At 38.6% G+C, this 26,498-nt stretch carries 27 protein-coding genes, 1 riboswitch and 1 other annotated feature; of the genes, 3 read left to right on the top strand and 24 right to left on the bottom strand.

Annotated features, from left to right (window positions below; all coding sequences use genetic code 11):
- Positions 1-6: 6 nt before the first annotated feature.
- From MHI57_RS16995 to MHI57_RS16935, 13 genes are all read right to left on the bottom strand, one after another.
- Positions 7-1,848: an LTA synthase family protein gene (locus MHI57_RS16995; protein ID WP_340977405.1), complete on the bottom strand. Its 1,842-nt coding sequence runs from the start codon at positions 1,846-1,848 to the stop codon at positions 7-9.
- Positions 1,845-3,443 carry a GNAT family N-acetyltransferase gene (locus MHI57_RS16990; RefSeq protein ID WP_340977404.1) on the bottom strand — a complete coding sequence of 533 codons (1,599 nt, stop codon included), beginning with the start codon at positions 3,441-3,443 and terminating at the stop codon, positions 1,845-1,847. The genes MHI57_RS16995 and MHI57_RS16990 overlap by 4 nt, the downstream gene beginning before the upstream one ends.
- Positions 3,443-3,988, bottom strand: coding sequence for a glycerol-3-phosphate acyltransferase (locus MHI57_RS16985; RefSeq protein WP_340977402.1), 546 nt, complete (start codon positions 3,986-3,988; stop codon positions 3,443-3,445). Before MHI57_RS16985 ends, MHI57_RS16990 begins: the two co-directional genes overlap by 1 nt.
- Positions 3,989-4,165: 177 nt before the next feature.
- Complete coding sequence (locus MHI57_RS16980; protein ID WP_328198927.1) at positions 4,166-4,597, bottom strand: RrF2 family transcriptional regulator; 432 nt, start codon at positions 4,595-4,597, stop codon at positions 4,166-4,168.
- Positions 4,598-4,616: 19 nt separating this feature from the next.
- Positions 4,617-5,513: an NAD(P)/FAD-dependent oxidoreductase gene (locus MHI57_RS16975; RefSeq protein ID WP_340977399.1), complete on the bottom strand. Its 897-nt coding sequence runs from the start codon at positions 5,511-5,513 to the stop codon at positions 4,617-4,619.
- Between the two features lie 219 nt (positions 5,514-5,732).
- Positions 5,733-6,296, bottom strand: coding sequence for a PepSY domain-containing protein (locus tag MHI57_RS16970; RefSeq protein WP_340977398.1), 564 nt, complete (start codon positions 6,294-6,296; stop codon positions 5,733-5,735).
- Between the two features lie 106 nt (positions 6,297-6,402).
- A complete protein-coding gene (locus MHI57_RS16965) occupies positions 6,403-7,083 on the bottom strand; it encodes a PepSY domain-containing protein (protein WP_340977396.1) in 681 nt (226 codons plus the stop codon).
- A gap of 7 nt (positions 7,084-7,090) precedes the next feature.
- A complete protein-coding gene (locus tag MHI57_RS16960; protein WP_340977394.1) occupies positions 7,091-8,443 on the bottom strand; it encodes a sensor histidine kinase in 1,353 nt (450 codons plus the stop codon).
- Complete coding sequence (locus MHI57_RS16955) at positions 8,440-9,135, bottom strand: response regulator transcription factor (protein WP_340977392.1); 696 nt, start codon at positions 9,133-9,135, stop codon at positions 8,440-8,442. The genes MHI57_RS16960 and MHI57_RS16955 overlap by 4 nt, the downstream gene beginning before the upstream one ends.
- A gap of 112 nt (positions 9,136-9,247) precedes the next feature.
- Positions 9,248-10,249 (bottom strand): DUF1835 domain-containing protein, encoded by a 1,002-nt coding sequence (locus MHI57_RS16950; protein WP_340977390.1) that lies wholly within the window; start codon positions 10,247-10,249, stop codon positions 9,248-9,250.
- A gap of 15 nt (positions 10,250-10,264) precedes the next feature.
- The gene (locus MHI57_RS16945; protein ID WP_340977389.1) at positions 10,265-10,717 is read right to left on the bottom strand and encodes a GNAT family N-acetyltransferase; all 453 of its coding nucleotides are present in this window, start codon (positions 10,715-10,717) and stop codon (positions 10,265-10,267) included.
- A 726-nt stretch (positions 10,718-11,443) separates the two neighbouring features.
- A complete protein-coding gene (locus MHI57_RS16940; RefSeq protein ID WP_340977388.1) occupies positions 11,444-11,635 on the bottom strand; it encodes a hypothetical protein in 192 nt (63 codons plus the stop codon).
- A gap of 219 nt (positions 11,636-11,854) precedes the next feature.
- Positions 11,855-13,117 (bottom strand): cation:dicarboxylate symporter family transporter, encoded by a 1,263-nt coding sequence (locus tag MHI57_RS16935; protein WP_340977387.1) that lies wholly within the window; start codon positions 13,115-13,117, stop codon positions 11,855-11,857.
- Between the two features lie 130 nt (positions 13,118-13,247).
- A riboswitch (cyclic di-AMP (ydaO/yuaA leader) is annotated at positions 13,248-13,403 on the bottom strand.
- 361 nt (positions 13,404-13,764) lie between these two features.
- Here MHI57_RS16935 and MHI57_RS16930 point away from each other — a divergent pair.
- A complete protein-coding gene (locus tag MHI57_RS16930; protein ID WP_095370972.1) occupies positions 13,765-14,220 on the top strand; it encodes an SRPBCC family protein in 456 nt (151 codons plus the stop codon).
- An 18-nt stretch (positions 14,221-14,238) separates the two neighbouring features.
- On the opposite strand, the gene MHI57_RS16925 is transcribed toward MHI57_RS16930, so the two are convergent.
- Complete coding sequence (locus tag MHI57_RS16925; protein WP_328198920.1) at positions 14,239-14,634, bottom strand: VOC family protein; 396 nt, start codon at positions 14,632-14,634, stop codon at positions 14,239-14,241.
- A 64-nt stretch (positions 14,635-14,698) separates the two neighbouring features.
- A complete protein-coding gene (locus MHI57_RS16920; protein WP_322910333.1) occupies positions 14,699-15,922 on the bottom strand; it encodes an MFS transporter in 1,224 nt (407 codons plus the stop codon).
- A gap of 83 nt (positions 15,923-16,005) precedes the next feature.
- Here MHI57_RS16920 and MHI57_RS16915 point away from each other — a divergent pair, with 83 nt between their 5' ends.
- Positions 16,006-16,644, top strand: a complete 639-nt coding sequence (locus MHI57_RS16915; protein WP_322910268.1) for an alpha/beta family hydrolase — start codon at positions 16,006-16,008, stop codon at positions 16,642-16,644.
- A gap of 20 nt (positions 16,645-16,664) precedes the next feature.
- On the opposite strand, the gene MHI57_RS16910 is transcribed toward MHI57_RS16915, so the two are convergent.
- The 8 genes from MHI57_RS16910 to MHI57_RS16875 all read right to left on the bottom strand — a co-directional run bounded on the left by MHI57_RS16910 (position 16,665) and on the right by MHI57_RS16875 (position 25,182).
- Positions 16,665-17,054, bottom strand: a complete 390-nt coding sequence (locus tag MHI57_RS16910) for a DUF2283 domain-containing protein (protein WP_340977383.1) — start codon at positions 17,052-17,054, stop codon at positions 16,665-16,667.
- A gap of 77 nt (positions 17,055-17,131) precedes the next feature.
- Positions 17,132-19,612, bottom strand: a complete 2,481-nt coding sequence (locus MHI57_RS16905; protein WP_340977381.1) for a peptidase G2 autoproteolytic cleavage domain-containing protein — start codon at positions 19,610-19,612, stop codon at positions 17,132-17,134.
- A 204-nt stretch (positions 19,613-19,816) separates the two neighbouring features.
- A complete protein-coding gene (locus tag MHI57_RS16900; RefSeq protein ID WP_095370977.1) occupies positions 19,817-20,299 on the bottom strand; it encodes a VOC family protein in 483 nt (160 codons plus the stop codon).
- 148 nt (positions 20,300-20,447) lie between these two features.
- A complete protein-coding gene (locus MHI57_RS16895) occupies positions 20,448-20,909 on the bottom strand; it encodes a helix-hairpin-helix domain-containing protein (protein ID WP_095370978.1) in 462 nt (153 codons plus the stop codon).
- Between the two features lie 25 nt (positions 20,910-20,934).
- Positions 20,935-21,183, bottom strand: coding sequence for a hypothetical protein (locus tag MHI57_RS16890; RefSeq protein ID WP_322910332.1), 249 nt, complete (start codon positions 21,181-21,183; stop codon positions 20,935-20,937).
- A 112-nt stretch (positions 21,184-21,295) separates the two neighbouring features.
- The gene (locus MHI57_RS16885) at positions 21,296-22,159 is read right to left on the bottom strand and encodes an aminoglycoside 6-adenylyltransferase (RefSeq protein WP_095370980.1); all 864 of its coding nucleotides are present in this window, start codon (positions 22,157-22,159) and stop codon (positions 21,296-21,298) included.
- A gap of 61 nt (positions 22,160-22,220) precedes the next feature.
- A complete protein-coding gene (gene metG / locus MHI57_RS16880; protein ID WP_340977375.1) occupies positions 22,221-23,861 on the bottom strand; it encodes a methionine--tRNA ligase in 1,641 nt (546 codons plus the stop codon).
- An 80-nt stretch (positions 23,862-23,941) separates the two neighbouring features.
- Positions 23,942-24,217 (bottom strand) — a binding site (T-box leader).
- A gap of 425 nt (positions 24,218-24,642) precedes the next feature.
- Positions 24,643-25,182, bottom strand: a complete 540-nt coding sequence (locus MHI57_RS16875; protein WP_322910267.1) for a hypothetical protein — start codon at positions 25,180-25,182, stop codon at positions 24,643-24,645.
- Between the two features lie 309 nt (positions 25,183-25,491).
- On the opposite strand from MHI57_RS16875, the gene MHI57_RS16870 reads away from it, so the two are divergent.
- The gene (locus tag MHI57_RS16870; RefSeq protein WP_340977373.1) at positions 25,492-26,202 is read left to right on the top strand and encodes a hypothetical protein; all 711 of its coding nucleotides are present in this window, start codon (positions 25,492-25,494) and stop codon (positions 26,200-26,202) included.
- 90 nt (positions 26,203-26,292) lie between these two features.
- Here the strand turns inward: MHI57_RS16870 and MHI57_RS16865 are convergent, their stop codons facing one another.
- Positions 26,293-26,490: a hypothetical protein gene (locus tag MHI57_RS16865; protein WP_340977372.1), complete on the bottom strand. Its 198-nt coding sequence runs from the start codon at positions 26,488-26,490 to the stop codon at positions 26,293-26,295.
- Between the last annotated feature and the right edge of the window lie 8 nt (positions 26,491-26,498).

Below are 26,498 nucleotides of genomic sequence, written 5' to 3'. Positions count from 1 at the left end.
TCCCTCCTATTCTATAAACCTAAATAAATCCCCTAAAATAATTTCATCAGATAACTTAAGTTCTTTACGTACCGTCTCTAGATAAGTTTCACAGTTTTCTTCTTCAGTTAGTGATTCAGTATTCATGCTGTAACAAGCATTGTTAAGATAAGCATATTCACTAGCTACCATACTGCCATCACGAAAGACAACAGGTTTATTAGGATCTCTCGTAAAGAGGTTTTCACTAAAGTTTGTTCTTTGCTCCTCATCAATACCCATTAGTTCGAGGATAGTCGCATGAATATCAATTTCGCCACCGATTGTTTCAAATATCGCACCTTCTTCACCAGGTATATGAATAATAAGAGGAATTTGCTGCAATTGAAGATGATTAATCGGCGTCTCCGGTTGATCTAATAACTCATGCACGCCTTCTTCAAATTCTTGAGAAATCCCATAATGATCACCATAGATAACGAAAATGGTGTCTTCATACATGCCTTCCTTTTTTAACAAATCAAAGAATCTTTCAATCGCTGCATCTTCATAATTAACCGTTGTCACATAACGATTAACAACGTCAACCGACGTATCAGCAGGAGGCATTCGTTGGTCCTCACTTTCTAATAAAAAAGGAAAATGATTTGTTAATGTAAGGAAACTAGCCATATAAGGTTCCGTTAGCGTTGAAAGATGTGTGATTGATTGTTCAAAAAAAGGAATATCTTTAATACCATAGTTTACGGAATTCTCTTCTGTAATATGATAGTCCTCTTGAGAAAAATATTGATTATACCCTAAGCTCGGATACATTTGCTTTCGATTCCAAAAATTAATGCTGTTACCATGAAAAGTGGCAGCGCTATAATTATTTTTTGCTTTCAATAATTTAGGTAGAGAAATAAACTCATTTTCAGGGCGTCTAACAAAGACAGAACCACTGGATAAAGGGTATAAGCCTGTATGAATCATGAACTCTGCATCTGACGTTTTTCCTTGTGCTGCTTGCTCATATATATTTGAAAAATAATAACTATCTTCTATTAAGGAGTTAAGAAATGGGGTAATTTCTTCTCCATTGACTTTACGGTTAATGACGAAATTCTGCGTAGACTCTAAGCTAATCAATACTAAATTCTTTCCCTCAGCAAGACCAAAATAGTCTGATTTAGTATCAGACATCCCCTGTAAATAGTTAGTTACAGGCTCAACACTTTTATCACTAGCTAATACTTTCATCATTGGTGATTGCAAACTATTAATAATGTTGAACACTTGATAATTATATAGCCCTAATGACTCAACAAGCTGTTCCCTGTCATAGTTTGCTTGAAGCACGTAGGGATTTCTCAATAATGCGAGGGAAACAGTCATCATGATTAAGACCATAGTCAAGCCAACATACTTCTTTTTATGAGGCATAGCTGGTTGCCACTTTGTTTGTTTTGTTTTTCGCCATACATAAACAAAAAAGATAATATCTAAGAATAATAGCAAATCTAAAGGCGAAATTAACTCTAACGTACTAGGTCCAAGTCCACCAACATTATTTAGCTGCATAAGGACAGATACTGTTACAAAATCAATATAGAAACGATAATATAGTAAGTTCGCATATAATAAACCAATAAGCAACACATAGGCAATTAACACGCCTATCATGGAAAATCTTTTTTTGAATATAAAAGCAAGGCCCATAAGTAGCAGGCTAATACCAATTGGATTAACGAGAAGGACGAGAAAGTCTAGCCATGTCTCGACGGTTAAATTGAAGCCTACCCATGTAACAACCACTACCTTTACCCATAACATGACAAAGAGTGCAGCTAGATAATGCTTACCAAACCAATTTATAAAGTTTTTCATCCCATTACCTTCCTACTATGAAAGCTGTCATAGACTTTAAGCAAGCGAATCATCGCATCCTCAACATCTGCCTTTTTCTGTTCCCCCATTAGTGCAATCTGAAACCAGTTTCTTTCAAGCAAATAGTTGCTTTCATAACTGACATAAACCCCTACGAGCTTCAATTGATCGCCAAACTCTCTTGAACTAATTTCTATCTCTAATTGAACAGTCAAAATACCCGGAGAATAATTTCCCCCATAAAACACTCTTAAGCCTGCCTCTACTAATTTTTGACGTACTAATTCATATAAAGCATGACTTGCATAATGATGATTCTCTATCGCTACAGATAGTGCATACAGTCCATTTGATGAATGTGTAAACGGAATACTCGCCTTGGCCTGATACACACCAATATCGAGATATTTCGGTAATTGATGATGAGGCTTGATTTGTGTTTGATGAAAAACCAGCGCTAAACCGGGATATGAACCTAAGCCTTTCCCACTTACCGCACTCGTGATATATACATTCTTTAGAAGAACTGGAACAATTCCTAGCGAACTGCAAGCATCTACACATAGCTTCACATTATACTGCAGACAGAGCTGTTCCAATTCTTCTAATGGAAAAAGATAACCTGTAGATGTTTCACAGTGTACAGTCCAAATCCAGCCAATATCTCTATTGTCCCGTAACATGTTCTCTACTTCGCTTATATCTATAGGTGTGTTCCATGGTTTCTCAACTGTCGCAAAAGGTAATTTGAAACGCTTACCATGCTCAATGAGCCGGTACCCAAATTCACCGTTTGCTAAAATAAGCCCCTTCTCATTTACTATTGATAAATGGGCAGCAACCATATCATTTGCCATTGTTCCGGTACCAACAGCTATTTCGACTTCATTAGCATTAGTTAATGCGCAAAGCTTCTTTTTTAGCTGGCTCAACATAGAGCTTACTTCATGAGAACGGTGGGACACTGGCTCTTTCCCCCACGCCTCCTTTACCTTATCTGCGATCGAAACTGGACCGGGGAGGAAAAAATGTCCTTTCTCTTTCACGTTCCGCTTCAGCATTTTTTGAAAAAGCTTAGATGCTGCCTCGAAACTTTCTTTTGTTAAATACATTGGTTGGTATGGTGCTTCCTTTGTACCTACTAAAGGACCAAAGGGACGGAATCCAAGATGTCTATATAACTTTGTCTGTCTTAATGTTCCAGAAATGATAGCCATTGTATAATGCTCTTTAAGACAGAAATCAACTAAAGCTTTGCTTAACTCGTAAAATACGCGACTCCCACGATAAGGTGCTTTGATAGATAATAACCGTATCTCACATAAGGTTTCGTTTGGTGGCAGGTACGCGTCTAATTGATCAAGCTTTTCGTCTAATGAAAATGGTCTCGTCCCTTTCACAGCAATCATACCAACGACTTCATCTTCTTTTTTAGCGATAATATATGTATTAGCATCATGAAAGCGATCAATTAATTTTCTCTGTTCATTCACTCTATGTTGCGGTATTTCCTCTACAAATGTTTCATAGTTTAATTGATGAATCTGCTCCAGTTCAGAACTTTGATCTGCACGTTTATAAACAATTGCTGTCATCATTCCACTCCTCCACTTCTATGCAGCCTTACAATAATGAATAGCATAAAAAAGTATGCCGCCGCTAACATCCAACTACTTTTTATCATAAGTAGAATAGGCATGATAAAAAAACTAGTTAGTGTAGGGATAGTCAACTTCTTTGTGATGATATATAGCAGGAGAATGAGTCCACCGACGATTAGTAAACCCATTGGCAACAATACCAATGAGACAGCTAGATAGACAACAATTCCCTTTCCCCCATGGAAATGTAATTGCACTGGCCAGATATGACCACATAAGATTGCTACCACAACGCAAGCGAGTACTAGATTACTAGCTTCCCCCAAATAAATGACTACTAATAAAGGGAAAATGGTTTTGAGTGCATCAATAATCACGGTATACACAAAAGCTTTCCTACCCATCACTCTACCGGCATTACGTGCACCTGCATTACCACTTCCCTTTACTCTTATATCCTCATCATATAAAAAATGACCAATATAATAGGCCCCATTTAAACAACCACAAGCATACGCAAAAAGAACCCATAAAACCAAATTCAGGAAGGGTCACCTCTCTTTTTAACATAACTACATACCTCATATCTTAACATTATTATCCAATGTGTAGGAATACCCTAAATGTCATTTTTTACATAGGTTTTAAAATATAAAAAAAGGCTCAAGCCACCAATCATATAGAGTCTCGAGCCTTTTCATTCCATTTTCATTTACTTAATTTAAATCAACTGCTTTTTGAGAAGCTTTCATTTGTTCAGCAATGTCACTAATGAAGGTTTGCTCCAGCTGTCTTACCATTTGCTCTTCTGCTCTAAGCATTGCCTGCTCAATTAAACAGCCTTCATTATGTGGGTGGTCGTGATCAAGTGAACAGTGAAACAGTTGATTACTTCCTTCTATCGCTTGGATCACTTGTAAAAATGAAATATCTCCATTACGCTTCACTATACGGTAACCACCTTTTGCTCCGGGTGTAGATTCGATTAACCCCGCTTTTACCAGCTTTGTTAATATTTTTGATAAATAAGTCGGCGATAGATCTTGCACTTTTGCTAACACGTCCACCCCGACAGATTCACCTTTTGGAGCCAAGTATAAGAAAGCCATTGTGTGTAAACCATAATTCGTCGCACTTGAATATTTCATTTTTTACTACTCCTTTTTTCTAAAAATCTTCGGCTAATAAATCACTCACAACAGCAATGCCCGCCCTACTTCCGTCACTAGCCGCAAATATAAGTTGAGCCATTGGCATTGTTGATGTGTCACCACAAGCATAAACACCTTCTATATTTGTTCTACCAAATTCGTCTGTGATAATGCCACCATTTTCATTTACTTTACAACCTATTATATCAGCTAAAGGAGAAGCTTGCTTTGACATCATCCCAACAAATCCACCATTCCTTTCTAATCTATCCCCATTTGTAAAGACAACTTCTTGTAATTGTCCCTCTTCACCATGTAAATAAGCAATTTCTTCCTCCAATACACGGATTCCTTTCGAGGCTAACATTTCTTTTTCTTCTCCTGTTAAAATCTTTTTCCCATTAGAGCATACAATAATATCATTACTCCAATTCGTTAGTAATTTAACCATATGGGTAATACCTTCCATCTCAGAAACAACCACGAGTTTTCTCTCCCTTAACTCCCAACCATCACAAAAAGGACAATGAAAGATACTTTTGCCATATAACTCTTTTAATCCTTTAATAGGAGGTAATTGATCCTTCACTCCCGTTGCTAAAATCACTTTTCTCGATTGTATAAGATTACCTGAGCTTGTCTTAATGAGGAATATATTGTTTTCTTTTTTAAGCCCCGTCACCTTTTCGTTCTTTAATGAAATGCTTGGATATTTCTGAAGATCTTCTTTTGCTAAACGTTTAAATTCAACTGGTGCAATTCCATCTCGTGTAATAAAACCATGTGATTCATGTGTAACACTATTCCTCGGTTTATCATCATCAAAAAGCATGATATTTTTTCTTGCTCTCCCTAATACAAGCGCCGCATTCATACCTGCTGGACCGCCACCAATAATCACACAATCTAACATTTTATTACTCACTCCTCAATATAAATATATTATAGACCTTTAATATCTATAATAAGAAGTATAACGATTAAAAACAAGGAAAACAACTCGCACTTTAGAGTAAAGACGTTTTCTAGATAAAAATTAATAGCAGCAGTTGGCGAATTACTCTCATTATTTGTACTTATGTTCATAATAAAAAGTGCTCACCAGAAGATGAGCACTCTCTTATTATTTTTATTAATCATCTAATTCAACTTTTAGTACTTTACCCGTTAAAGCATCAATTTTTATTTCTGCTTCTTGTTTGCCTTCTAATTCAATATCGTAAATAAGTGTCCCATTATCGTGATCAAGTTGCAGTTCACTGAACTCTCCGCCTGCTTCTTTTTCAGCTAATTGAATGGCTTCACTTGCAGAGAATAGCTTTTGATCCAGTGTAATTTCTTCGTCCTGCTCATCTTCTTTCTCTGATTTCACTTTAAGCACTTCACCAGTATTTGCATTTAACTCTACATCTGTTTCAGTCCCATTCCCTTGTAGCTCTACATTATATACGAGATTTCCTCTTTCCCACTCTAATTCAACATCAGTTACTTTTCCTTTCCCTTCCTCTTGTGCTGTCTTGATTGCTTCTTCAATTGAAAGGGTTCCTTCATTTGTATTACTTGTTTGTTTTTGTTTCACTTCTTCACCATTTGTTACCGTTGCTTTTGGGGCATCATCATTGGCAAATGTGGTTGCAGCGAAAACGCCTCCTAATGTAATAGTTCCTGCTAATAAACCTACTCCTACTTTTTTCATTTTAATTTCCTCCTGTTTGTTATGTCTATACTGTTATAATAAACAGCTATCATGAGATAAAATTGTGAGGAAGATTAAAATAAGATTAGAATTCACTTCTTTTTCATTAATCCCAAGTCACAGTTGATTCACCTGTAATGGCATTCACTTCAACTATAGCCTCTTTTTCATCACCCGTTTCAATTTCGATAAGATAGAAGACATGATCCTCTTCATTTTCCAAGTCAACATCGTCTACTTCGCCTTGAACAGCTTGGAGAGCAATTTCAATCGCTTCTTCTTCTGTCAGAATCGTATTTTTCGGAGGCTGTTCATTGGCCAGCTCATTTGAAAGGACTTTCCCAGTTACTGCATGTAAGGTAATTTCACGCGCTTCTCCGTCTTTAACTACTTGAGCGACAAATACTTCTTCGCCTGACTTTTCTTTTAGATTTAGTGAATCAATTTCCCCTAAAGAAGCAGTTTGCACTAATTCCTTGACTTCTTGTTCCGTTAAACGTTGTTTTTCTTCTCCTATTCTTGACATTTCTTCAATTTCACCACTTGCACGATTAATGTGTAGTTGATACATTTGGCCTGCGCGATCGAAAGAAACGATAAACTCTTTACCTTTATTCTCTGTTTCTTGGATAACGCCTCCATATCGTTCCTCAACTATCTGCTTTACCTCGCTCTCAGCTAATTCATCCGATGGCAACACAAACTGTTTGAGCAAGAGCCAGACAATAATGATCATGATGAAAAAAAACAGAATGAATCCTAAGCTACTAATTACCTTCTTCTTCATTTTCTCATCACTCCTGACTTTGCCCTTTATCAAAAAGTATTTTCACTTTCGTTCCTATTCCTAATTCGCTTTGAAGCGTTAACTGAACATCAATCGCTTCTGAGATTTCTTTTGCCAAAGATAAACCGAGTCCGCTACCATTTTTCCCCCGCTTCCTTGCGGGATCTACTTGGTAAAAGCGATCAAACACTCTCGCCTGATCAGCTTTAGAAATACCAACTCCTGTATCAATTACTTCAATAAATGTTTGCTCATTTGCCTTCCCGATAATAATTTCAATCTCATTTTCACTATATTTCCTAGCGTTATCTAATAAGATAAACAATAGTTGCTTAAGCTTTTGCTCATCAGAAGTGACCGTCGTTTCTTTTAAGCCATTTATTGTAATGTGGCGCTGATACGCCCTCTCAAATGAACGACTAACTTCAGAAAGGAACGGGGAGAGCGTAATCTCCTGTTTTTGTACATTCCATTCTTCGTTATTCTTCGCCAAAAGAAGCAATTGTTCAGTTAGTTCTCTCATTCTTATTGCCTCTGAGTGGATAGCTTCAACAGATTCATCGACTAAATCTTTATCTTGGTACCCGCGTCTCTTAAGCAAATTAGCATAACTTTCTATGATTGTTAATGGTGTTTTTAATTCATGAGAAGCATTAGCAATAAATTGCTTTTGTTTCTCATCATTCTCCTCAAGCAGCGTAATCATATGATTGAAGGTTTCACCCATTTCCCTCAATTCGATGTCTGCATTTCGATGGAGCTCCAGCTGTTTAAATTGGCCACTATTTCTAATTTCCTTCATTGTTGCAGTTAAAGAAAGAATCGGCGTAATAATCACGTTGCCGACAAACCTACTTGAAAGGAATACAGGTATCGTTGCAACTAGCGTTACGATAAAGAGAACGGTCTTTAATATATTTAAATTTCGATAACTTGCTTCAATATCTTTTCCTATTTGTAAGTTTGCCACTTCTCCACTAGGCAAAATCATTGGTGTTGAACTAATAACTATATGGTCGTTCTTAATAATTTCTGTCTTATCACTTGCTCCAAATTGAAAAGCCAGCTTATCTACCTTTTCATTATCCATCGAAGTGGTTGTTGTTGCTTCTCCATTTTCATGAATAATTCTTATAAACCCATCAACCGGTACATACGCCCTTAATAAGCTTCCTTGAGGAAGAGTGCCTAGGGATTGATGGAACTCAGTTAAAACCCTATTTAATTCTTCTTTTGCCTGCTCCTTCTCACCGTCTAGCGTAATGGATTGAAAAATAAAGTATATTGTAAAGTTCATTACAATGAGTAAAACAATAAATAAGACCGCAGTATATAAATGAATTCTATTTTTGATCTTCATGTTGGTTGCCTGAGGGTATAGCCCACACCTCTTACTGTTTGAATAAGCGGTTTGACATCATCAGATATTTCTAACTTCCTTCTTAAATAACGAATATACACATCAACCACATTAGTATCACCGCTGTAATCGTACCCCCACACTTTAGACAATATTTGGTCTCTTGTCAGCACTTGGCGTTCATTCTCAGCTAAATAGAGCAATAAATCGAATTCCTTAGCAGTCAACTCAATGGATTGTTCCCCTCGAATGACTTCTCTCGTCTGCTCATTCATTTTTAAATCGCTACAAGTTAACCATTTTCCTCCTTCTTCCTTACCGCCTTTTTGTTTCAATCGCAAAGCTGCTCTCACTCGTGCTAGTAATTCTTCTATTTGAAAAGGCTTGGTGACATAGTCATTCGCCCCAAAATCAAGTCCAGTTACTTTATCTTCTACTGCACCTTTAGCCGTTAGTAGTATAACCGGTGTAACCGTATCATTCCCTCTAATTCTACGCAGAATTTCCATCCCACTTAAACCTGGCAACATCACATCTAAGAGGATCAGATCCCACTCTTTTTCTCGGTAATGATTCATCGCCTCCATGCCATCATACACCTTTGTCACTTGATAACCTTCATACGTTAATTCAAGCTCTAATAAGCGCGCAATTTTTTCCTCATCCTCAACAATCAAAATCTCCTCTGCCATCCACCAGGCCTCCTTTTACAGTTATTATTAGCTTACCAAAAGAACATTAAAAACAAATTAAAATTTTCATTAAATAAACCTCCCTTTTTTGGGGGAGGCCTAACCATATTGATTATTCTTTCGACTTGAGGCGTACACTATAAAATCTCATTGCCCTCGGCACACCCTTCAATTCAAAAACCCCTAATAAAGCTAGCGTTCTTAGACGGTATTCAATAAACAAATCCCCAATGGGTTGGTCTAAATGTCCAATGACCTCACCAATTAGGCGGGCAGACTTCATAAATTCTTTTCCCTTTTGAAGTTCCCTTGCCTTAGCAATAATCATCTCATCTAAATAATTTTCACTGACAGAAGTCAACCTTCCTTCTTCCCATGTCCTTAAAAAGACGTCCTTCGATTGAGCAAGCGTAACCCAAAGCTCTATCCATTTTTGACGTTCATCTATTGATAAGAGGAGATAATTTTCCACATTTTTTATATATTCCATCCACTGCTCGGGCGCAAGCTCACCTGTATGTAGAATATCTTGACGTGTAAAACTTTGCTGGTGCTCCTGATCTAAACCTATATATACTTGATTGTTTTTCTCCCGTAATAGGTAGACTGCATAGGCTATTCCTGCCTGTTCATGCGCATTTTCACATCCCCAAATAAAAATTTTACATTGTTCGGGTAATGCCTGTAACTTCATCCAACTTTCTTCTATCCGTGGAATATAGTCAAAAATAAATTCATCTTCTAAATTAATACGTTCAAACAACCAGTCCCTACGCTTCTCAAGACCCTCTATTTGATGCAATTGCCATAATGGCCCTATCGAAAAATTAATCGGAATAGTAATAACTCTATCACTTACTTTTAATTTCTTTATTGCTTGTTTTAAACTCCCCGCACTCGAATCGCTAAAAACAATATGTATATTACCTCCTTGAATAGGAGGAGTTTCCTTATCAAATGTTAACACTGCTTGATAAAACTTCTTCATGCTAGTCATATAATCCTCATCAGAGTAATTTCCTGAACGAAGCATTTCAGTATGTAATAACATTTGTAACAGTAAGGATCTTGCTTCATGATCCGATAATTTATCTACTTGCTGTTTAATTTGCAACCGCTAACCCACTCCCTATACACTTTTATAACAATCAATTACCATATTTATAAACTCATAAGTACTTCCGTTTGTTTCTTGCATATATATGCGACTCATGCGAAACCCCATTCGTTTATATAGTTTAATCGCCCTTTTATTGAAAGTAGCTACAGATAATGTCATCTGTTTAGGTTCATAATTCTTTCTTAAAAAACACATCGCAGCCTTTAAGAAAGTGGCACCTTTTCCTTGACCAGTTAAGTCTAGTCTCATTCCAAGGCCTATATCCATTGAGTCACCCATTTGCTCAATCATCAAAAAAGCGATAAGCTCTTCTTCATCCTTTACAGAAAAAACAAACTCGCCCCGTTCTTTTTCATCCAAAAATGCAACTAAATCCTCCTCATCTTCTTCAATATTATAAAAATCATAGGGGGCATCATACTGCCAAGTTAAAGCAATTCCCTCAGCTTCCTGTTGCGACATTTAAATGAATCGGCATATAGATTCCACCTTATTTTAGTAAATTATACCACTTCCTATCTATTCAAAGGCCCTAACTAGTCATTTAATATGCAGGGCCCTGCTTTTGACAGCGAAGTCCGCATTGAGCGCGATACTTTTGGAGTAAAGTGTTTCCTGCTTTTTTTAGACTTGTATGCGTATTTGGCTCTTTCGCGCATTTCCTCTGCCTTCTCTATGACTCTTTTGCGCGTATCTGGCTTTTGCGCGCAATTCTTCTTCGCTTTCTCATAACTTGTGCGCGTTTTTGGCTCTTGCGCGCATTTCCTCGACTCCCTCTATACCTCTTTTGCGCGTATCTGGCTTTTGCGCGCAATTCTTCTTCTCTCTCTCATAACTTGTGCGCATATTTGGCTCTTTCGCGCATTTCCTCCCCCTTCTCTATACCTCTTTTGCGCGTATCCGGCTTTTGCGCGCAATTCTTCTTCTCTCTCTCATAACTTGTGCGCATATTTGGCTCTTTCGCGCATTTCCTCGGCTTCCTCTATACCACTTTTGCGCGTATCTGGCTTTTGCGCGCAATTCTTCTTCGCTTTCTCATAACTTGTGCGCATATTTGGCTCTTTCGCGCATTTCCTTCCCCTTCTCTATACCTCTTTTACGCGTATCTGGCATTTACGCGCAATTCTTCTTCTCTCTCTCATAACTTGTGCGCGTTTTTGGCTCTTTCGCGCATTTCCTCCCCCTTCTCTATGACTCTTTTGCGCGTATCTGGCTTTTGCGTGCAATTCTTCTTCTCTTTCTCATAACTTGTGCGCATATTTTGCTCTTGCGCGCATTTCCTCGGCTTCCTCTATACCTCTTTTGCGCGTATCTGGCATTTGCGCGCAATTCCTTTTCTCTTTCCCTTAGCTTGTGCGCGTTTTTGGCTCTTGCGCGCATTTCCTCCCCCTTCTCTATACCTCTTTTGCGCGTATCCGGCTTTTGCGCGCAATTCTTCTTCGCTTTCCCTTAGCTTGTGCGTGTATTTGATTCCTGCCACATAGTTTCTTATTCTCTTCCCTCGCATTTTAGGTTATGCAGCCAAGTTAGACTATTAATCGCAAACAAAAAAAATACCACAGAATTAAATTCTGTGGCATACAAATTCTATGATAACTTTTAAGAAGCTTTTTGAACTTTATTATCAGATGGCGGGTTAAATTGGCCTTCCCACTTTGCGATAACAAGTGCAGCAAGGGAATTACCAACTACGTTTACTGCTGTACGACCCATATCTAGGATACGGTCGATACCTGCGATAAAAGCAAGACCTGCTGCAGGTAGTCCAATTGTACTGAAAGTAGCTAGTAGAACAACAAACGAAACGCCTGGTACACCTGCCATACCTTTAGAAGTAATCATTAGTACAAGCATTAGTGTGATTTGTTCAACAATACTTAACTCAATACCAAACATTTGTGCAATAAATAATGCTGCAATGGCTTGGTATAAAACGGAACCATCGAGGTTAAATGAGTAACCAGTTGGAATAACAAAAGAAGCGATATGTTTCGGGCTTCCTGCTTGTTCCATCTTGTCCATAATTCTTGGAAGAACCGTTTCTGAACTCGCTGTTGAGAAAGCAAGCAGTAATTCTTCTTTAATGGATCCAAGTAATTTAAAGATATTCACACCGATAATTTTAGCCATAATTCCTAAAATAACGATAACGAAGAATGCCATTGTACCATACACTGTTAACGCTAATTTCCCCAAAGGAATCAATGAAGCAAAACCATATTTTGAAATAGTCACACCAATTAACGCAAACACCCCTATTGGTGCGTACTTCATAAATAAGTTTGTTACATAAAACATGGCCTTAGCTGTGCCTTCAAAAAATCTTAATACTGGTTTCCCTTTTTCACCTATTGCTGCGACTCCTAGTCCAAATACAACGGCAAAGAATATAATCGCAAGCATGTCACCTTCCACCATTGCTTGAACCGGATTTGTCGGTACAATATGCAATAGTGTGTCGGCTATTGATTTTCCTTCTTGCTCTTCATTCGTTTCAACATATCCAGAAATATCATTCTGTTCTAAGCTCTCCATATCCAAACCCGCTCCAGGTTGGAATATATTAGCAGAAATAAGTCCCACTGCAATCGCTACCATTGTCATTCCAATGAAATAAAACAGTGATTTCCCGCCGAGCTTACCGACTGATTTAATGTCACCAACACCAGCAATAGCAACGATGATTGTTGAAAGAACGATAGGTACAACAATCATTTTAATTAAACGAATAAATAAATCACCAAATGGCTGTAAAATACCTTGAGCGGTTTCATTTCCGTAGAAAATACCACCGATGGCAATACCTAAAATCAAACCAATCAAAATTTGAGTAGCTAGACTCATTTTAAATATTTTTTTCATTTAAAAAACCTCACCTTCTATAAATTTGATCTAGTGCTTAGGCAAGGGAAACAAGGTTAATTAATTTAAGGTGAAAATAAACCAAAAAAAAAAGCCTTTTCAGTCATTTTCCCGCAATCATATAAACTCCTTTTGTCTCCTTTAATGCTGACGAGGTTAGCTTTCGGGTTAGGACTAAGGGAAACAGTAAGCCCCTCTAACATACATAGATTCACCCCAAACGGACATGTCCGCTGTAAAAATTGGGTCCCCCGTTCTTAGAAAAAAGATTAAGCAATATACTACAAAATACTTTTCTATTATATTATTAATACATTCAAATTGTAAATAGCAAGAATTACCGAGGATATTTAAAGCTGTGCGTTCACTATAGCGCACCTATCTAGAAAAACCTTTATAATTCTCTCAAATACTTATTATTTCTCCTGTTTACTATAATATTCTTCAGTTTAATTCTTCCGATTATTCCTCTTTTTTTAAATAAAAATTAAAGAAAAATATACACAAATTTTACAAAACTAATTTTTCTGAAATATTAATTATTTAGACTATCTAAATAATTAATCAACGGTTACCTCAATGATCTTGTTTATGGTGGTTGATTTCATCGAATGCTTTTGTTATCACTAAAATAAGGGGGTTTACAGATGCCTGTCATTAAACATCGTTTGTTGATTCATGCCGATATTCACTTATGTTTTGATTTAGCTAGAAATGTGGAAGTACATACGGAGACAGCAAAGCAATCACAGGAGCGAGCTGTTGCCGGAGTGACTTCAGGTTTACTCAGGAGTGGGGATACAGTAACATGGGAAGCTATACATTTTGGTGTAAAGCAGAGACTAACAGCAAAAGTTACGGAGATGGAACGCCCCTATCAATTTACAGATGTATTGGTAAAGGGTGCTTTTCAATCATTTATCCATGTTCATGAGTTCCGCGAGCATGATGAAGGAACAGAAATGATTGATTCATTTTCTTATATTTCACCATTAGGATTGATTGGAAAGATAGCAGACTTCCTCTTTTTAAAAGCTTATATGCAACGATTCATAACCAAAAGAGCGATAGCATTAAAAAAGATGGCAGAAGGGAATACATAACCCTCGCCATCTTTTTACTTAAGGTAGATTGATTTGCCAAGACACACCGAAGCGATCATTAATCCAGGCAAATTGTTGACTAAAACCATAATCACCTAAAGGCATTAATTCCGTACCACCGTCTACTAGCTTTTCGTAGACAACACGAAGTTCTTCCTCAGTATCACAATTCAAATAAAAGGAAAAGCTTGGTGTGAAATTGAACTGATGGGCGATATTACTATCAATGCACATCACTTCTTGGTCCTTTAGCTTGAATATGGCATTCATTACTGTTCCTTCATCACCCGCTTCATTTTCACCATAGCGGACAATATTTATAATGCTTGAGTCTTCAATAATTGACGTATAATAATTCATCGCTTGCTCTGCTTGGCCATCTTGAAACATGAGAAAAGGCATGACACTTTTCATCGCTAATCTCCTTTATCTCTCATTTTCATTCATCATACTTCAATCGGAAGTTAGGAGCAAATCATTAGCTAGAGACAGCCTTATCTTCAAAATAACTTGCCTTTGATGGACGATAGATAGTTGCGACTAACGCAATGGAAACAATTCCACTAATCACTGCAAATACAACACTTACTTCTTGTAGGGTAAACCACTCAGCTAGGAGACCCAGTAGTAATGTCAAACCAATTTGGACGATTCCTTGCAATAGATCAGCTACACTTGCAAACCTCCCCATTATGTCGACAGGTACTTGTTTTTGGAAAAAAGTAACGTAACCTGCATTTGCAAACGTAAAGAAGAACCCTAATATGACAAAGGCTATGGTTGCAGTCAAATAATGTGAAGATGCATAGAAGACAATGTAACCGATGGATGTCAATAACATCCCCGCACCAATATATAGTTTTAATGATAATTTTTTCGCTAATAAACTCGAACATAAACCGCCAAATATAGCACCGATACCTGTCATAGCCACAATATAGCCATACGCTTCATTAGATAGGCCAAGATCTCTCGTTAAAAAGGTAACTTCTTGAGAATCTAGGGCGACACATATGAGCATCGTCGTTTGGAACAACAAATAGACAGATATAAAATATTTGGCTCCTTTTGAAAACCGGATAATTGTTCGCCAATCTTCTATTAATGTTTTTAAGCGAATTCGCTCTCTAACATGATTATTCTGCTCATCCACATTAGGAAGTAAGAAAATAAAGAAAGCACAAATAATAAAAGTAGCCGCATTAATATAGAAGCAGACAGCCAAACTAACCGTCGTCATTAGTACACCTGCAATAGCTGGACCAATCATAATTGCCCCATTACCTGCCATTCCGATAAGAGAGTTAACTCGCTTACGTTCTGACTCTGGAATTAATTTGGTTATGTATACTTGTGAGCTTGGTCCAAAGAAACTACCAGCCAAATTAATAAGTAACAATAAAAAGTAAATTAACCATAATGAATGTAAAAATGGTAAACAGACAACTAAAAGACCACGTACAATATCGATAAAAATCATTAACCTTCTTTTATTTACTCTATCAATCACGCTTCCTGACCAAAGGTTGGTCATAAGCATTGCTAGAGGTCTAATAATATAAAGACCCGCAACTGCAGCTGCAGAACCGGTTAAGTCAATAATATATACGTTCAACGCAATCAAATAAATCCAATTTCCTAAATAAGAAACGCCTATACCCAATATAAGCAGCGCAGGATTTCTCCACCCGATAGGTATCACCCCTTACAAAAAAATATAAGATTCAGAAAATACAGTACAGGAAATATGTTACACTACTTATAAAAAATAACAAGGGGAAATCGATGGAAATTCACGAAAGAAACTTACAAAAAGAGGAAAAAGTAGTTAGATATACTCATATAAATTCAGGTGCTCCGTCCGTATGTATTATGTTTTCAGGAGCGGGATACAACTATAATCATCCATTGTTTTACTACGCTACGATGATGATGATTGAACAGGGCATTGATGTTGTTCATATCCATTATCAATATGAAGCAAATTTATTAAAAACACATAGAGTAGAAGACATTTCATCCTTAATGATGGCAGATATTCACCTAGTTATTACGGATCTATCTCAAAAACATATCTATCAAAAAACCATCCTGTTGGGCAAATCTCTTGGTACGATACCGATCACTTTACACCTTGCGAAAGAAGAAATTTTCCGTGAGGCACAGATTATTCTTTTAACACCGTTATTAAAACTCCCATCAATCGCTAAGGCAACAGTACTTATAACGCAAGAGGTGTTACTCGTCATCGGTAATCAAGATCCATATTTCCATCATGAAACAATCGAAGAAATGAAGGAACGTTCTATTCAAATAAAAATAATCGATGGCGCAAATCACTCACTCGACATCAACTATCATACGGAACAATCCCTTCAAACTTTAAAAACAGTAATGGCTGAATTAAAAAGATTTATTTCTTGAAAGCGAAAAAAAACTAAAAATTATTTTACCATGCTTTTTAAAATCTGTTTCTTATATTTGTGAAGATCAATAATGTCGAAGCCGATAAAGTATTTAGACTGCTCATCAGCAAAATAAAATTGGATGCCTTTTAGCAGATAATGTTTCTTAACAGCTTGTCCAGATAGCCGGAAGGATAGGGTTTCTCCATTTTCGTGATATATTTTTTCTTCCCCTGCTATCGGGGATAATCTTTGCGCAATCTCTCCAAAACATTCTATACCAACGATTCGATCATGCTCATCAATATCGACTAGTAATGGAGAATCACCCACATCTTCTGTTGCTTGAATAGTATACGTTTCTGAATCAGGCAGTAAATAAATATAGCCAGCCTTCGCCTCTGTATCAAATGTAATTCTAGATTCCAATCGTTTTCCCCCCCAGATTTTTAGTTTATTATGTAAACATAGGGTTCCTCTTTATAGAAACCCTACATTCTTACGGTTTAATTATTTTTATTATTAATTGTATTAGCCAACTGGGAAAGCATTTGTTTCATTTCTTGTTGCTCTTGTTGATATCGGTTAGAAAGCTCGATTATTTCACTTTCATTGCCTTTTATCATAATAATGACTTGATTAGCGGCCGTTCTTTTGATCACGCGATACCCTTGCTGTGAAGTAGTTGCTATTCCTTCATCATTTGGTAAACAATAGCCATTCACTTGACAACTACCATCATCTCTTACTCTTAATTGTCCCAATAACCCTACTGCAGACCACTCTTGTCTATCTTGTCTTGAAACATAAGATTGCGATGGATCCCATTTCGTACTAATGATCGGTTTGGTTTCTGTAACCGATGAGCGAGGTTCTCCATTTTTTGTAGCTGGCAAAGGTACTTCAATATGGGTGTATATTCTACGTCCCCATTCATCTAATTCATATTTCCCCTGCCAATTCAAGCTTGCACTATTACCTAATAAACTTGGAGTAGCACTTGTTACACCAAGAATATAGCTATCAGATGCAGTTGCCTTTCGCATCTTATCTCCTTCTAATGTAACAAAGTATCCTGGATCAATTGCCAAGCCATCTATACTTTCAAACATCTCTGCTATATCTGCCCCACCAGTATTGTATGTGGCTCCATCAATATACATTTCGCCATTACTAGCTAACCATTTAGCACCGAGGCTTCTTGTGTCTGCAGCTGTACCGTTACCAATAAACCATGAAAAAGGTTCTTCGGCATCACCGTATCTACCTATAATATGTGCGCCGGCTTGACCATTTGTACTTGTTCCAAGTCCCTCCGCATGAGAGTAATCACCTGAAGCTATCGTATCTGTGCCTTCTGCATGACTTGCTAATCCACTCGCCACATTGTTAAATCCTTCAACATGGGAACTATTGCCGCTTGCAGTGTTAGGTGCAGGTAAGTTTGCACCATCTGAACCCCCTTCTGCGTGTGCTGAAAAACCACTTGCGGTATTTTCTGTTCCTTCCGCATGAGAAGCATTTCCGCTGGCAATTGTACCTAATCCTTCTGCATGAGCATACGGGGCGTCAAGTGTTGTACTAGATAAGTAGCCCTCTGCATGGGAAGCAGAGCCTGCCGCTACTGTACTCTGCCCTTGGGCATGTGCAAAAGTGCCTGAGGCGATTGTGGAATTTCCTTCGGCATGGGAATTGTAGCCAGATGCCTCTGATCCATCACCCTCCGCATGAGACCAAGTACCAGAAGCAACTGTTGAAGTACCTTCCGCATGAGCTGCATCTCCACTTGCAACGGTTAAATATCCTTCCGCATGAGTATACACACCTTGTGCCTGTGTACTCCCCCCTTCTGCATGAGAGTAGGCTCCTATCGCTAGAGTATTGTACCCTTCGGCATGAGTGCCAAAGTTACTTGCTACACTTAGAAAACCCTCGGCATGGGCCCCAGAATTAGATGCAGTTGTTTGAATGCCCTCGGCATGCGCACCATAAGCTGTTGCATTTGTTGAACCACCTTCTGCATGAGAGGCGGTAGCAGTAGCAGTAGTAGATAAACCCTCGGCATGTGCAGCACTACCAGAAGCTAACGTACCATCCCCTTCCGCATGAGAGGCATCCCCACTCGCGGTTGTACCTAACCCTTCTGCATGCGCAGCCTCTCCACTTGCTGTAGATTCTGAACCTTCTGCATGCGAAACATCTCCGCTTGCATTTGTTTCTGAACCTTCTGCATGAGAGGTTTCCCCACTAGCCGTTGTGGCATAACCTTCTGAATGACTATTATCTCCAATCGCCGATGTATTTGTTCCTTCCGCATGTGCCTCATTTCCAATTGCCGAAGTATTAATCCCCTCGGCATGAGAGGCATATCCACTTGCTTCAGTCCCATGTCCCTCAGCGTGTGATACTTCACCGATGGCCAAACTTTCAAATCCCTCCGCATGGGATGCTGTCCCTAATGCATTTGTCGAATTCCCCTCCGCATGAGACCCATCGCCGTTTGCAGTTGTACTAAAACCTTCTGCATGCGCAGCGACTCCACCTGCATTTGATTGAGCCCCTTCTGCATGTGAACCAATTCCATCTGTTGTTGTTCCATAACCTTCTGCATGTGAGCTATCAGCAATCGCCATATTCTCAAAGCCTTCCACATGGGATGCTGTGCCTAAAGCTTCCGTCGAATTCCCCTCCGCATGGGAGGCTTGCCCACTCGCTAGTGTATTAAACCCTTCACTATGTGCGGCGACCTCCGTCGCATTAGTACTTGAGCCTTCCACGTGAGAAGCTGCACCTGTTGCTGTTGATGCATAACCCTCGGCATGTGATGTCTCACCAGTTGCTATACTATTATAGCCCTCCGCATGAGACGCTGTGCCAACAGCTTCTGTTGTACTACCTTCCGCATGCGAAGCCACACCACTTGCAGTAGTATTATAGCCACCTGCATCGGAACATGTCCCTAAAGCATTTCTATTACAATCAGCCAAATGTAACACTCCTTTCCACAAGAATTTAATCTTTATCCTGATAGTTTATTAAGAAGAGATCATTTTCGTGTGGACAAGTAACCTATTTTTATCACTTTATCTCTTTGGCATTTTCTAAATGTAACCATATTACCGCTCAACTCTTACAAGGCAAAAAAAAACGAAAAAATGATATATGAAGCAACATTTTTTCGTAAAATTACTCTATTTATATATATCTTGTAGCTTAAGTCCCTTCAAAGATTCTTCCCATTCAGTGATAGACCACTTTTTGCAAACTTTCTGCAACTCCTCTGGTGTATCCACCGTACACATCAACTCTAAACTATTGCCGTCCGGGTCTTTAAAATAAACTGACGCATTACTTTGATGTGATCGAATAAATGGAGCCACCGACTTTCTGTTACCAAATGGCACTGCTTCAATTCCCTTTGTTTCTAACCAATTTAATGACCGCTTTAAATTTTCATAGGAAACGCGAAAGGCAACATGTCTAACAGAAGGATGATAAGGCAACTTGTACTCTTCACCTTGCCATAGACCTAACCAACTTTTATCCTTTTCAATCCAGAGAAATACTGTATCTTCATCCCTTAATGCCACCTGTAACCCTAGATTCGTATAAAATTCAATCGCGTCATCTAAATTTTTGACTGGTAAATGAGCTTCATATAAGCCTTCTATCATTGCATCATCAGTCCTCCTTTATCTAATTATATTTTTATACAAAAGAGAACTCATCACGACCGATAAAAGCTGTATCTTACTTACGACTTTTGATGGAGAGCGGACTTTGCAATAAGCTACTCTCTTGAATCACAATAGCCAACTTCTCCTAGTCCCTCCACGATTTCTCTGGTCGATCTGATGGAAAGCCATGTGTTATGCGATACGCCTTCCTCTCCTCCGTGAAGTCAAACCATTTTTTAGACATTTGCTTATTGTTAGCAAAATGAATGACACAGCGAATTTGATCTTCCACACAGCCATCCGTTCTCACACCCATTTCCTTTTCCAGCAGATCAAATAGTTGTCCAGGGTTTTCATTCTTTATATCTTCTAAACGATAGATTTGCAGATATCGAACAAGTTTATCCGCTAATTCAAAACCAATTGAGGGCACCAATTGGAAGTCTGCCCATCCCTTAATCTTCCGTGCCCTTTCATCTGATATATTTAAATGCTGACTAATTTCTTTTATCCCAAGTATATGTATTTGGCTGATCTTCAATCTTGCCTCTCGTAGTCTAGACCTTTCATCCGCTGTTAAAGGTAATTTAGGTTGATAAGATGGCATCGGCTTCCTCCTTACTGGCTTACATTTATAGTGTTAGTGGTTTATAACCTTTTCTTTTTTTATAATGTTCAAGTGTACCCATCTCTAAGTTAGCTACCATTTCCATTCTCTCTAAATCTCTTCTTGTCACAACAGGATCCGCCGCATTCCAGCGCACAGTGCGAATGAAATAATACGTTTTAATTGGGTGAAAGACTACTTTTGAATGGGGAAAAGCATCGAAAGTAAATTCAATCGCTCCCCGTTTTTTATAAGAATAGGAAAGAATATTCATTGTGTGAATCCATCCCTTTGCTTTTAAGTCGTACAATTCTTTACCCTTATACGAAAGGTCTTCAATCCCTTTTTCCGCTTTTTCCTCTCATTCTTTAAGTAGCCTATCTCCTTCACGCTTTCGGTAATTGCCTAACCCCCTCCAAATACGCCAACATGCGGCGATCATCATTGATAGGATAAGAGAATCGAAGGTGATTAGCCACTTCTTGAGCTAACGCACGAAACAATTCGCATGTGGTCATAACTGCTTCCCACATATTTTCCTCATCTCCATCACTATAAGTTTTTCTGTACATCTCCCAATAGGAAGGAGGGAGATAACACTTATAATATTTTTCTAACTTACCAGTAGAAATACGAAAATCATATTGAATACCGATCCACCAATCGACCATTTTGTTTAATGCGTCTCTTATGTCAGAGTTAAACATTGCTTGAGCATATGGCCATTCATCTCGCCAAATGCCTTTCGCCACATTTTGTAGACACCACCAGAAGTTATTTGTATAAGCATCATATTCACCTTCACTCGGTGTTTGCACGTGGTAATCGACATCTGTCGGAGGAGGAATAATGGGCAAGTACTCACCTTTATCTAATAAAGGAACAGTCAGTTTATCTTCCCCATATTCTTTTCGCATCACTTCCTTCGTTTGAAAGCGAAGATCGATGCGATTGCCGTCTGTAAATAGCATCAGAAAACCATAACTCTTGAAGTCTTGCACTATTTCTTTACCAAAATCATTTTTATCTGGTTCTTGCTTCATAATCAACTCGCCGAATGATGCGATCCAATTTTGATTTTTAATAAAAGGCTCGGTATCTTCAACGACATAAACAATATCATAATCTTGAAACTGGTCTCTTGGGACATTTATATTTGTTCTGGAACCGTTCATATAGACAGCAAAAATCCTCTCTTCGTTTTTTGCAAAGTCTATAATCGTAGCCATCATTTCTGTTTCTGACCTCATCACTTCACCACCCAAGTATTGGTTCTTTGTTTGCTAAGTAAAGTCCTGCTTCCGGCGATTATTAGATAAGTGATTGTGCTTGTAATCTCGTTAATTCTTTTTCAATGTTCTCTACATCAATGCGCGCAAACAATGGTTCAACTGGTGCAGTGAGTGTCACACCATTCAAAACAACCTCTTGCCATCTCCGCTCTTGGACATTGAGTAATTCAAATACCTTTTCACTTGAAAACGGTAAAAAAGGAGAAAGTAATTGCGCGAGGTTGGCAAGAAGATAAACACAATTAGCTAACGTTTTTTCACAAGTTCCTTGATCCTCATGCCATTGTTGCCATGGCTTTTGCTCATCAAAATATTTATTAGATTTTCGCACATAGGCGAATATATTCTCTAGGGCTTGCTTCATGCTCCCTTGTTCAATGAGGTTTCCAACTTCTTGATATAAGCAGTTAATTTCTCCTTTTATCTTTTCATCAATATCCGTCGTTGTAATGACACCGGCAAATGATTTTTCAATAAACTTCAACGTACGATTCACAAAATTCCCATATGCACCGAGCAATTCGCTATTATGACTATAGATAAACTCTATCCAAGAAAAATCGGCATCGCGATTCTCCGGTGCATTAATCGTAAGAAAGTAGCGAATCGAATCTGGTTCATATCTTTCTAAGAAATCAGGCACCCAAACAGCCCAATTTTTACTCGTCGATAACTTCTTTTTTTCTAAAGTAACATATTCGTTGGAAATCACCCTTGTCGGCAATGCCGCAATTCCTATTCCTTGTAAAATGGCGGGCCAAATGACCGTGTGGAACGGGATATTATCTTTTCCGTGCACATAATACGAGGTTGTTTCATTTGACCAAAAATGATGATCATCCTGATTGTTTTCTTCGGCCCACTTTTTACTTGCTGAATAATAGCCTGAAACCGCCTCAATCCATACATACACCTTTTTATCTTCATAACCAGAAACAGGGACACTGACACCGATTGGTAGATCTCGAGAAATGGCTCTGTCGTGCAAGCCTTCACCTAAATACCTTTTCGTTAAATGCAGTGCATTCTCTCTCCATAAATGTTGCACCTCAGCCCGTTGTGTATATTTCTCCAAATCAGCTTGTAAGTCACTTAGTGCAAAATAAAAATGTTCTGTCTCCCTTGTCGTCGGTGTGTGACCACAAATTTTACAGCTGCGTTCATGAAGTTCAAGGGGCTCTAAGATGGTTGCACAATGATCACATTGATCACCTCTGGCAGGTTCATTGCAAACTGGACATAATCCTTCCACATAGCGGTCTGGCAAGAACTGCTGACAATGGTCACAATAGGTTTGCTCTACCTTTCGCTTGTAGATCAAGCCTTTTTCTAAAAGCGCTAAAAATATTTCTTGTACTACATGATGATGATGAGCTGTATCTGTTCTTGTATAAATATCATAAGAAAAACCTAATTGCGTAAAGCAATCAACAAACTCTTGGTGATAGTGATCCGCTATCGCCTGCGGCTCTACCCCCGCCTGTCTTGCCTTCACAGTAATCGGTGTACCATTACAATCACTGCCTGAAACATATAGCACTTTTTCTCCTTTTAAACGATAATATCTTGCCAAAATGTCTCCAGGTAGCAAACTTGAAACATGACCGAGATGTAAAGATCCATTTGCATAAGCCCACGCCCCACCAATAAAAATACTCATCTTCTATTCCCCCTAAATTGTTAGCCTGATTGATTGAGACATGACTGCAAACAAAAAACCTCGCCCCATAGCTATTTCTAGCTAAGGGCGAGGTTTACACCACGCGTTACCACCTTATTTCACAAATAGGTTACCCTACTTGCCTCATCAAGTACGCCAGTCCCAATCGGCCTTTATACTGTGACATTGATAACGAGTGCCAAAACTCGGTGTAGCCTACTTATACTTATAAACAAGTATGTTCAGTACACAGCTCAGAGACCATTTTCGAATGATTGCTTTTTGCTTCTTCTCAGCTACCGAAGCTCTCTGCTTAAAAAACGACACATTCTACTTTTTCTCTTCATTGCTTTTAGAGTGAAAATATTTAAATGTAATTGTAATCAACTGGGTTTTGAAAGTCAATGGGAGAAGTGAAAGGCAAATGTGTTTTGCTCGGCTTTCGTGGCGGATTTTCTGGCTGAGTGACTCGCTAATGCTATTTGCTCGGCTTTCGTGGCTGATTTTCTAACTGAATGACTCGCTAATGCCCTATTTGCTCGGCTTTCGTGACGAATTTTCTGACTGAATGACTTGCTAATGCTATTTGCTCGGCTTTCGTGGCTGATTTTCTGACTGAATGACTCGCTAATGCTATTTGCTCGGCTTTCGTGGCGGATTTTCTAACTGAATGACTTGCTAATGCTATTTGCTCGGCTTTCGTGGCGGATTTTCTAACTGAATGACTCGCTAATGCTATTTGCTCGGCTTTCGTGGCGGATTTTCTAACTGAATGACTCGCCTATGCTATTTGCTCGGCTTTCGTGACGGATTTTCTGGCTGAATGACTCGCTAATGCTATTTGCTCGGCTTTCGTGGCGGATTTTCTGACTGAGTGAATCGCTAATACTATTTGCTCGGCTTTCGTGACGGATTTTCTGGCTGTATGACTTGCTAATGCTATTTGCTCGGCTTTCGTGGCAGATTTTCTGACTGAGTGACTCGCTAATGCTATTTGCTCGGCTTTCGTGGCGGATTTTCTGACTGAGTGACTCGCTAATGCTATTTGCTCGGCTTTCGTGACGGATTTTCTGGCTGAATGACTTGCTAATGCTATTTGCTCGGCTTTCGTGACGGATTTTCTGGCTGAATGACTTGCTAATGCTATTTGCTCGGCTTTCGTGGCGGGTTTTCTAGTTGAATGGCTCGCTAATGCTATTTGCTCGGCTTTCGTGACGGATTTTCTGGCTGAATGACTTGCTAATGCTATTTGCTCGGCTTTCGTGGCGGATTTTCGTGCTGAATGACTCGCTAACGCTTCCTTTTTTACTTTTTTCACCATTGTTGGTTGTGTATTTCGGCCAAATCACGGGTCTTTATCTATTTCTCGGCGGCACGGGAAAACAATATTTGCCGACGATTTATCTTTCGATTACCAATGAAAGGCCTGGGCTCATAGGGCAGGCACGCGGCGTCATCTACCACTGACCATGGATTATTCTTTTCCCTCTCATAGCTTACTTATTACTACTATTGGCCTTTTATCTCGTCTCGTCAGGTTAAATAACCAGACAAATAAAAATTGGCGGAGGATGACTCATTTATGATTTTTGGGTATATAGAAGGGTAGAGAAATAGGAGGGGAATCACCATGACCATTGAATCCATCATCATTGGCGTTATTCTTATATTCATTCAACTTTTTGCACTAAGGATTATTAAATGGCTACCAATGAAAGAGCAGAAAATACTTTCACTTTCCGGCGGTGTGGCGATCGCTTATGTATTTGTATATATTCTCCCTTCCATGCATGAAGAACAAGATAAGTTAGGTGGCACACTAGCGATCGATTCCGAACTATACTTCTTAGGGTTGATCGGATTAATTGTTTACTATAGTGTGTATAAATTCGCAAAATCTACAAAAGCGCAAAAAATGAACCAAAACGCCGCCTATTTTGTGCAAGCAACTTTTTTCGCTATCTATACATTTATGGTTTCTTATATTGTATTCTCATCTGATGTTCACTCTGGTGAAGCTTTATTTTATGGATTAGCCATCGGTCTTCACTTTATCGGCATATCCTATCATATTGGAAAAGAAAACGAGGATATTCACCATCAATACGGACGCTTTCTATTTGCGATAGCTACGCTTATAGGGGCACTTGCCGGATCAATGGGCCCTACTACAGGGTTATTCGTCCACTCCATCATCGCTTTCAGTTCAGGCGCAATGATCTTTAATGTCATCAGTAAAGAGTTACCGGAGGAAGACTATGCCCACCTGCCCACTTTCTTATTGGCTTCCCTTTTGTACTCATTGATTCTCTTTACTCTTAAAACCGTCTTTAATTGGTAAATAAAAAGAGAAAACCCAATTTAAATGACATGAGCAAATTCCCAGAAACATTTGTTCATGTCTTTTTTATGGTTTTGTACTCAACTCTTCCTACTTACTTTTTCTGTAAAGTATAGCACTAGTAAGAATCATAACGACTGTACCAATCATTAATAAACTGTTTGGGATCCAATACAATTCACTCGGTAAAGTACTAAAAAATATGATAGACAGCACGATCAAAGGTAGCATGCCTAAAATAAACAGACGGATGATTGGGTTTTGCCACTTTATATTAAACTGATTCAACTAATTGT

It is taken from the genome of Cytobacillus sp. FSL K6-0129 (genome assembly GCF_038007625.1).
GTDB classification, from domain to species: Bacteria; Bacillota; Bacilli; order Bacillales; family Cytobacillaceae; genus Cytobacillus; species Cytobacillus kochii.
The sequence above is the reverse complement of the archived record's forward strand: the minus strand, read 5'-3'. Positions and strand labels throughout refer to the sequence as shown.

What these genes read in the sequence shown, in the direction of transcription:
- MHI57_RS16995 (WP_340977405.1), bottom strand. Translation starts at nt 1,848, where the DNA reads ATGAAAAACTTTATAAATTGGTTTGGTAAGCATTATCTAGCTGCACTC.
- MHI57_RS16990 (WP_340977404.1), bottom strand. Translation starts at nt 3,443, where the DNA reads ATGACAGCAATTGTTTATAAACGTGCAGATCAAAGTTCTGAACTGGAG.
- MHI57_RS16980 (WP_328198927.1), bottom strand. Translation starts at nt 4,597, where the DNA reads ATGAAATATTCAAGTGCGACGAATTATGGTTTACACACAATGGCTTTC.
- MHI57_RS16975 (WP_340977399.1), bottom strand. Translation starts at nt 5,513, where the DNA reads ATGTTAGATTGTGTGATTATTGGTGGCGGTCCAGCAGGTATGAATGCG.
- MHI57_RS16970 (WP_340977398.1), bottom strand. Translation starts at nt 6,296, where the DNA reads ATGAAAAAAGTAGGAGTAGGTTTATTAGCAGGAACTATTACATTAGGA.
- MHI57_RS16965 (WP_340977396.1), bottom strand. Translation starts at nt 7,083, where the DNA reads ATGAAGAAGAAGGTAATTAGTAGCTTAGGATTCATTCTGTTTTTTTTC.
- MHI57_RS16960 (WP_340977394.1), bottom strand. Translation starts at nt 8,443, where the DNA reads ATGAAGATCAAAAATAGAATTCATTTATATACTGCGGTCTTATTTATT.
- MHI57_RS16955 (WP_340977392.1), bottom strand. Translation starts at nt 9,135, where the DNA reads ATGGCAGAGGAGATTTTGATTGTTGAGGATGAGGAAAAAATTGCGCGC.
- MHI57_RS16945 (WP_340977389.1), bottom strand. Translation starts at nt 10,717, where the DNA reads ATGTCGCAACAGGAAGCTGAGGGAATTGCTTTAACTTGGCAGTATGAT.
- MHI57_RS16940 (WP_340977388.1), bottom strand. Translation starts at nt 11,635, where the DNA reads ATGCGCGCAAGAGCCAAAAACGCGCACAAGCTAAGGGAAAGAGAAAAG.
- MHI57_RS16935 (WP_340977387.1), bottom strand. Translation starts at nt 13,117, where the DNA reads ATGAAAAAAATATTTAAAATGAGTCTAGCTACTCAAATTTTGATTGGT.
- MHI57_RS16930 (WP_095370972.1), top strand. Translation starts at nt 13,765, where the DNA reads ATGCCTGTCATTAAACATCGTTTGTTGATTCATGCCGATATTCACTTA.
- MHI57_RS16925 (WP_328198920.1), bottom strand. Translation starts at nt 14,634, where the DNA reads ATGAAAAGTGTCATGCCTTTTCTCATGTTTCAAGATGGCCAAGCAGAG.
- MHI57_RS16915 (WP_322910268.1), top strand. Translation starts at nt 16,006, where the DNA reads ATGGAAATTCACGAAAGAAACTTACAAAAAGAGGAAAAAGTAGTTAGA.
- MHI57_RS16900 (WP_095370977.1), bottom strand. Translation starts at nt 20,299, where the DNA reads ATGATAGAAGGCTTATATGAAGCTCATTTACCAGTCAAAAATTTAGAT.
- MHI57_RS16895 (WP_095370978.1), bottom strand. Translation starts at nt 20,909, where the DNA reads ATGCCATCTTATCAACCTAAATTACCTTTAACAGCGGATGAAAGGTCT.
- MHI57_RS16890 (WP_322910332.1), bottom strand. Translation starts at nt 21,183, where the DNA reads ATGAATATTCTTTCCTATTCTTATAAAAAACGGGGAGCGATTGAATTT.
- MHI57_RS16885 (WP_095370980.1), bottom strand. Translation starts at nt 22,159, where the DNA reads ATGAGGTCAGAAACAGAAATGATGGCTACGATTATAGACTTTGCAAAA.
- metG (WP_340977375.1), bottom strand. Translation starts at nt 23,861, where the DNA reads ATGAGTATTTTTATTGGTGGGGCGTGGGCTTATGCAAATGGATCTTTA.
- MHI57_RS16875 (WP_322910267.1), bottom strand. Translation starts at nt 25,182, where the DNA reads ATGGTGAAAAAAGTAAAAAAGGAAGCGTTAGCGAGTCATTCAGCACGA.
- MHI57_RS16870 (WP_340977373.1), top strand. Translation starts at nt 25,492, where the DNA reads ATGACCATTGAATCCATCATCATTGGCGTTATTCTTATATTCATTCAA.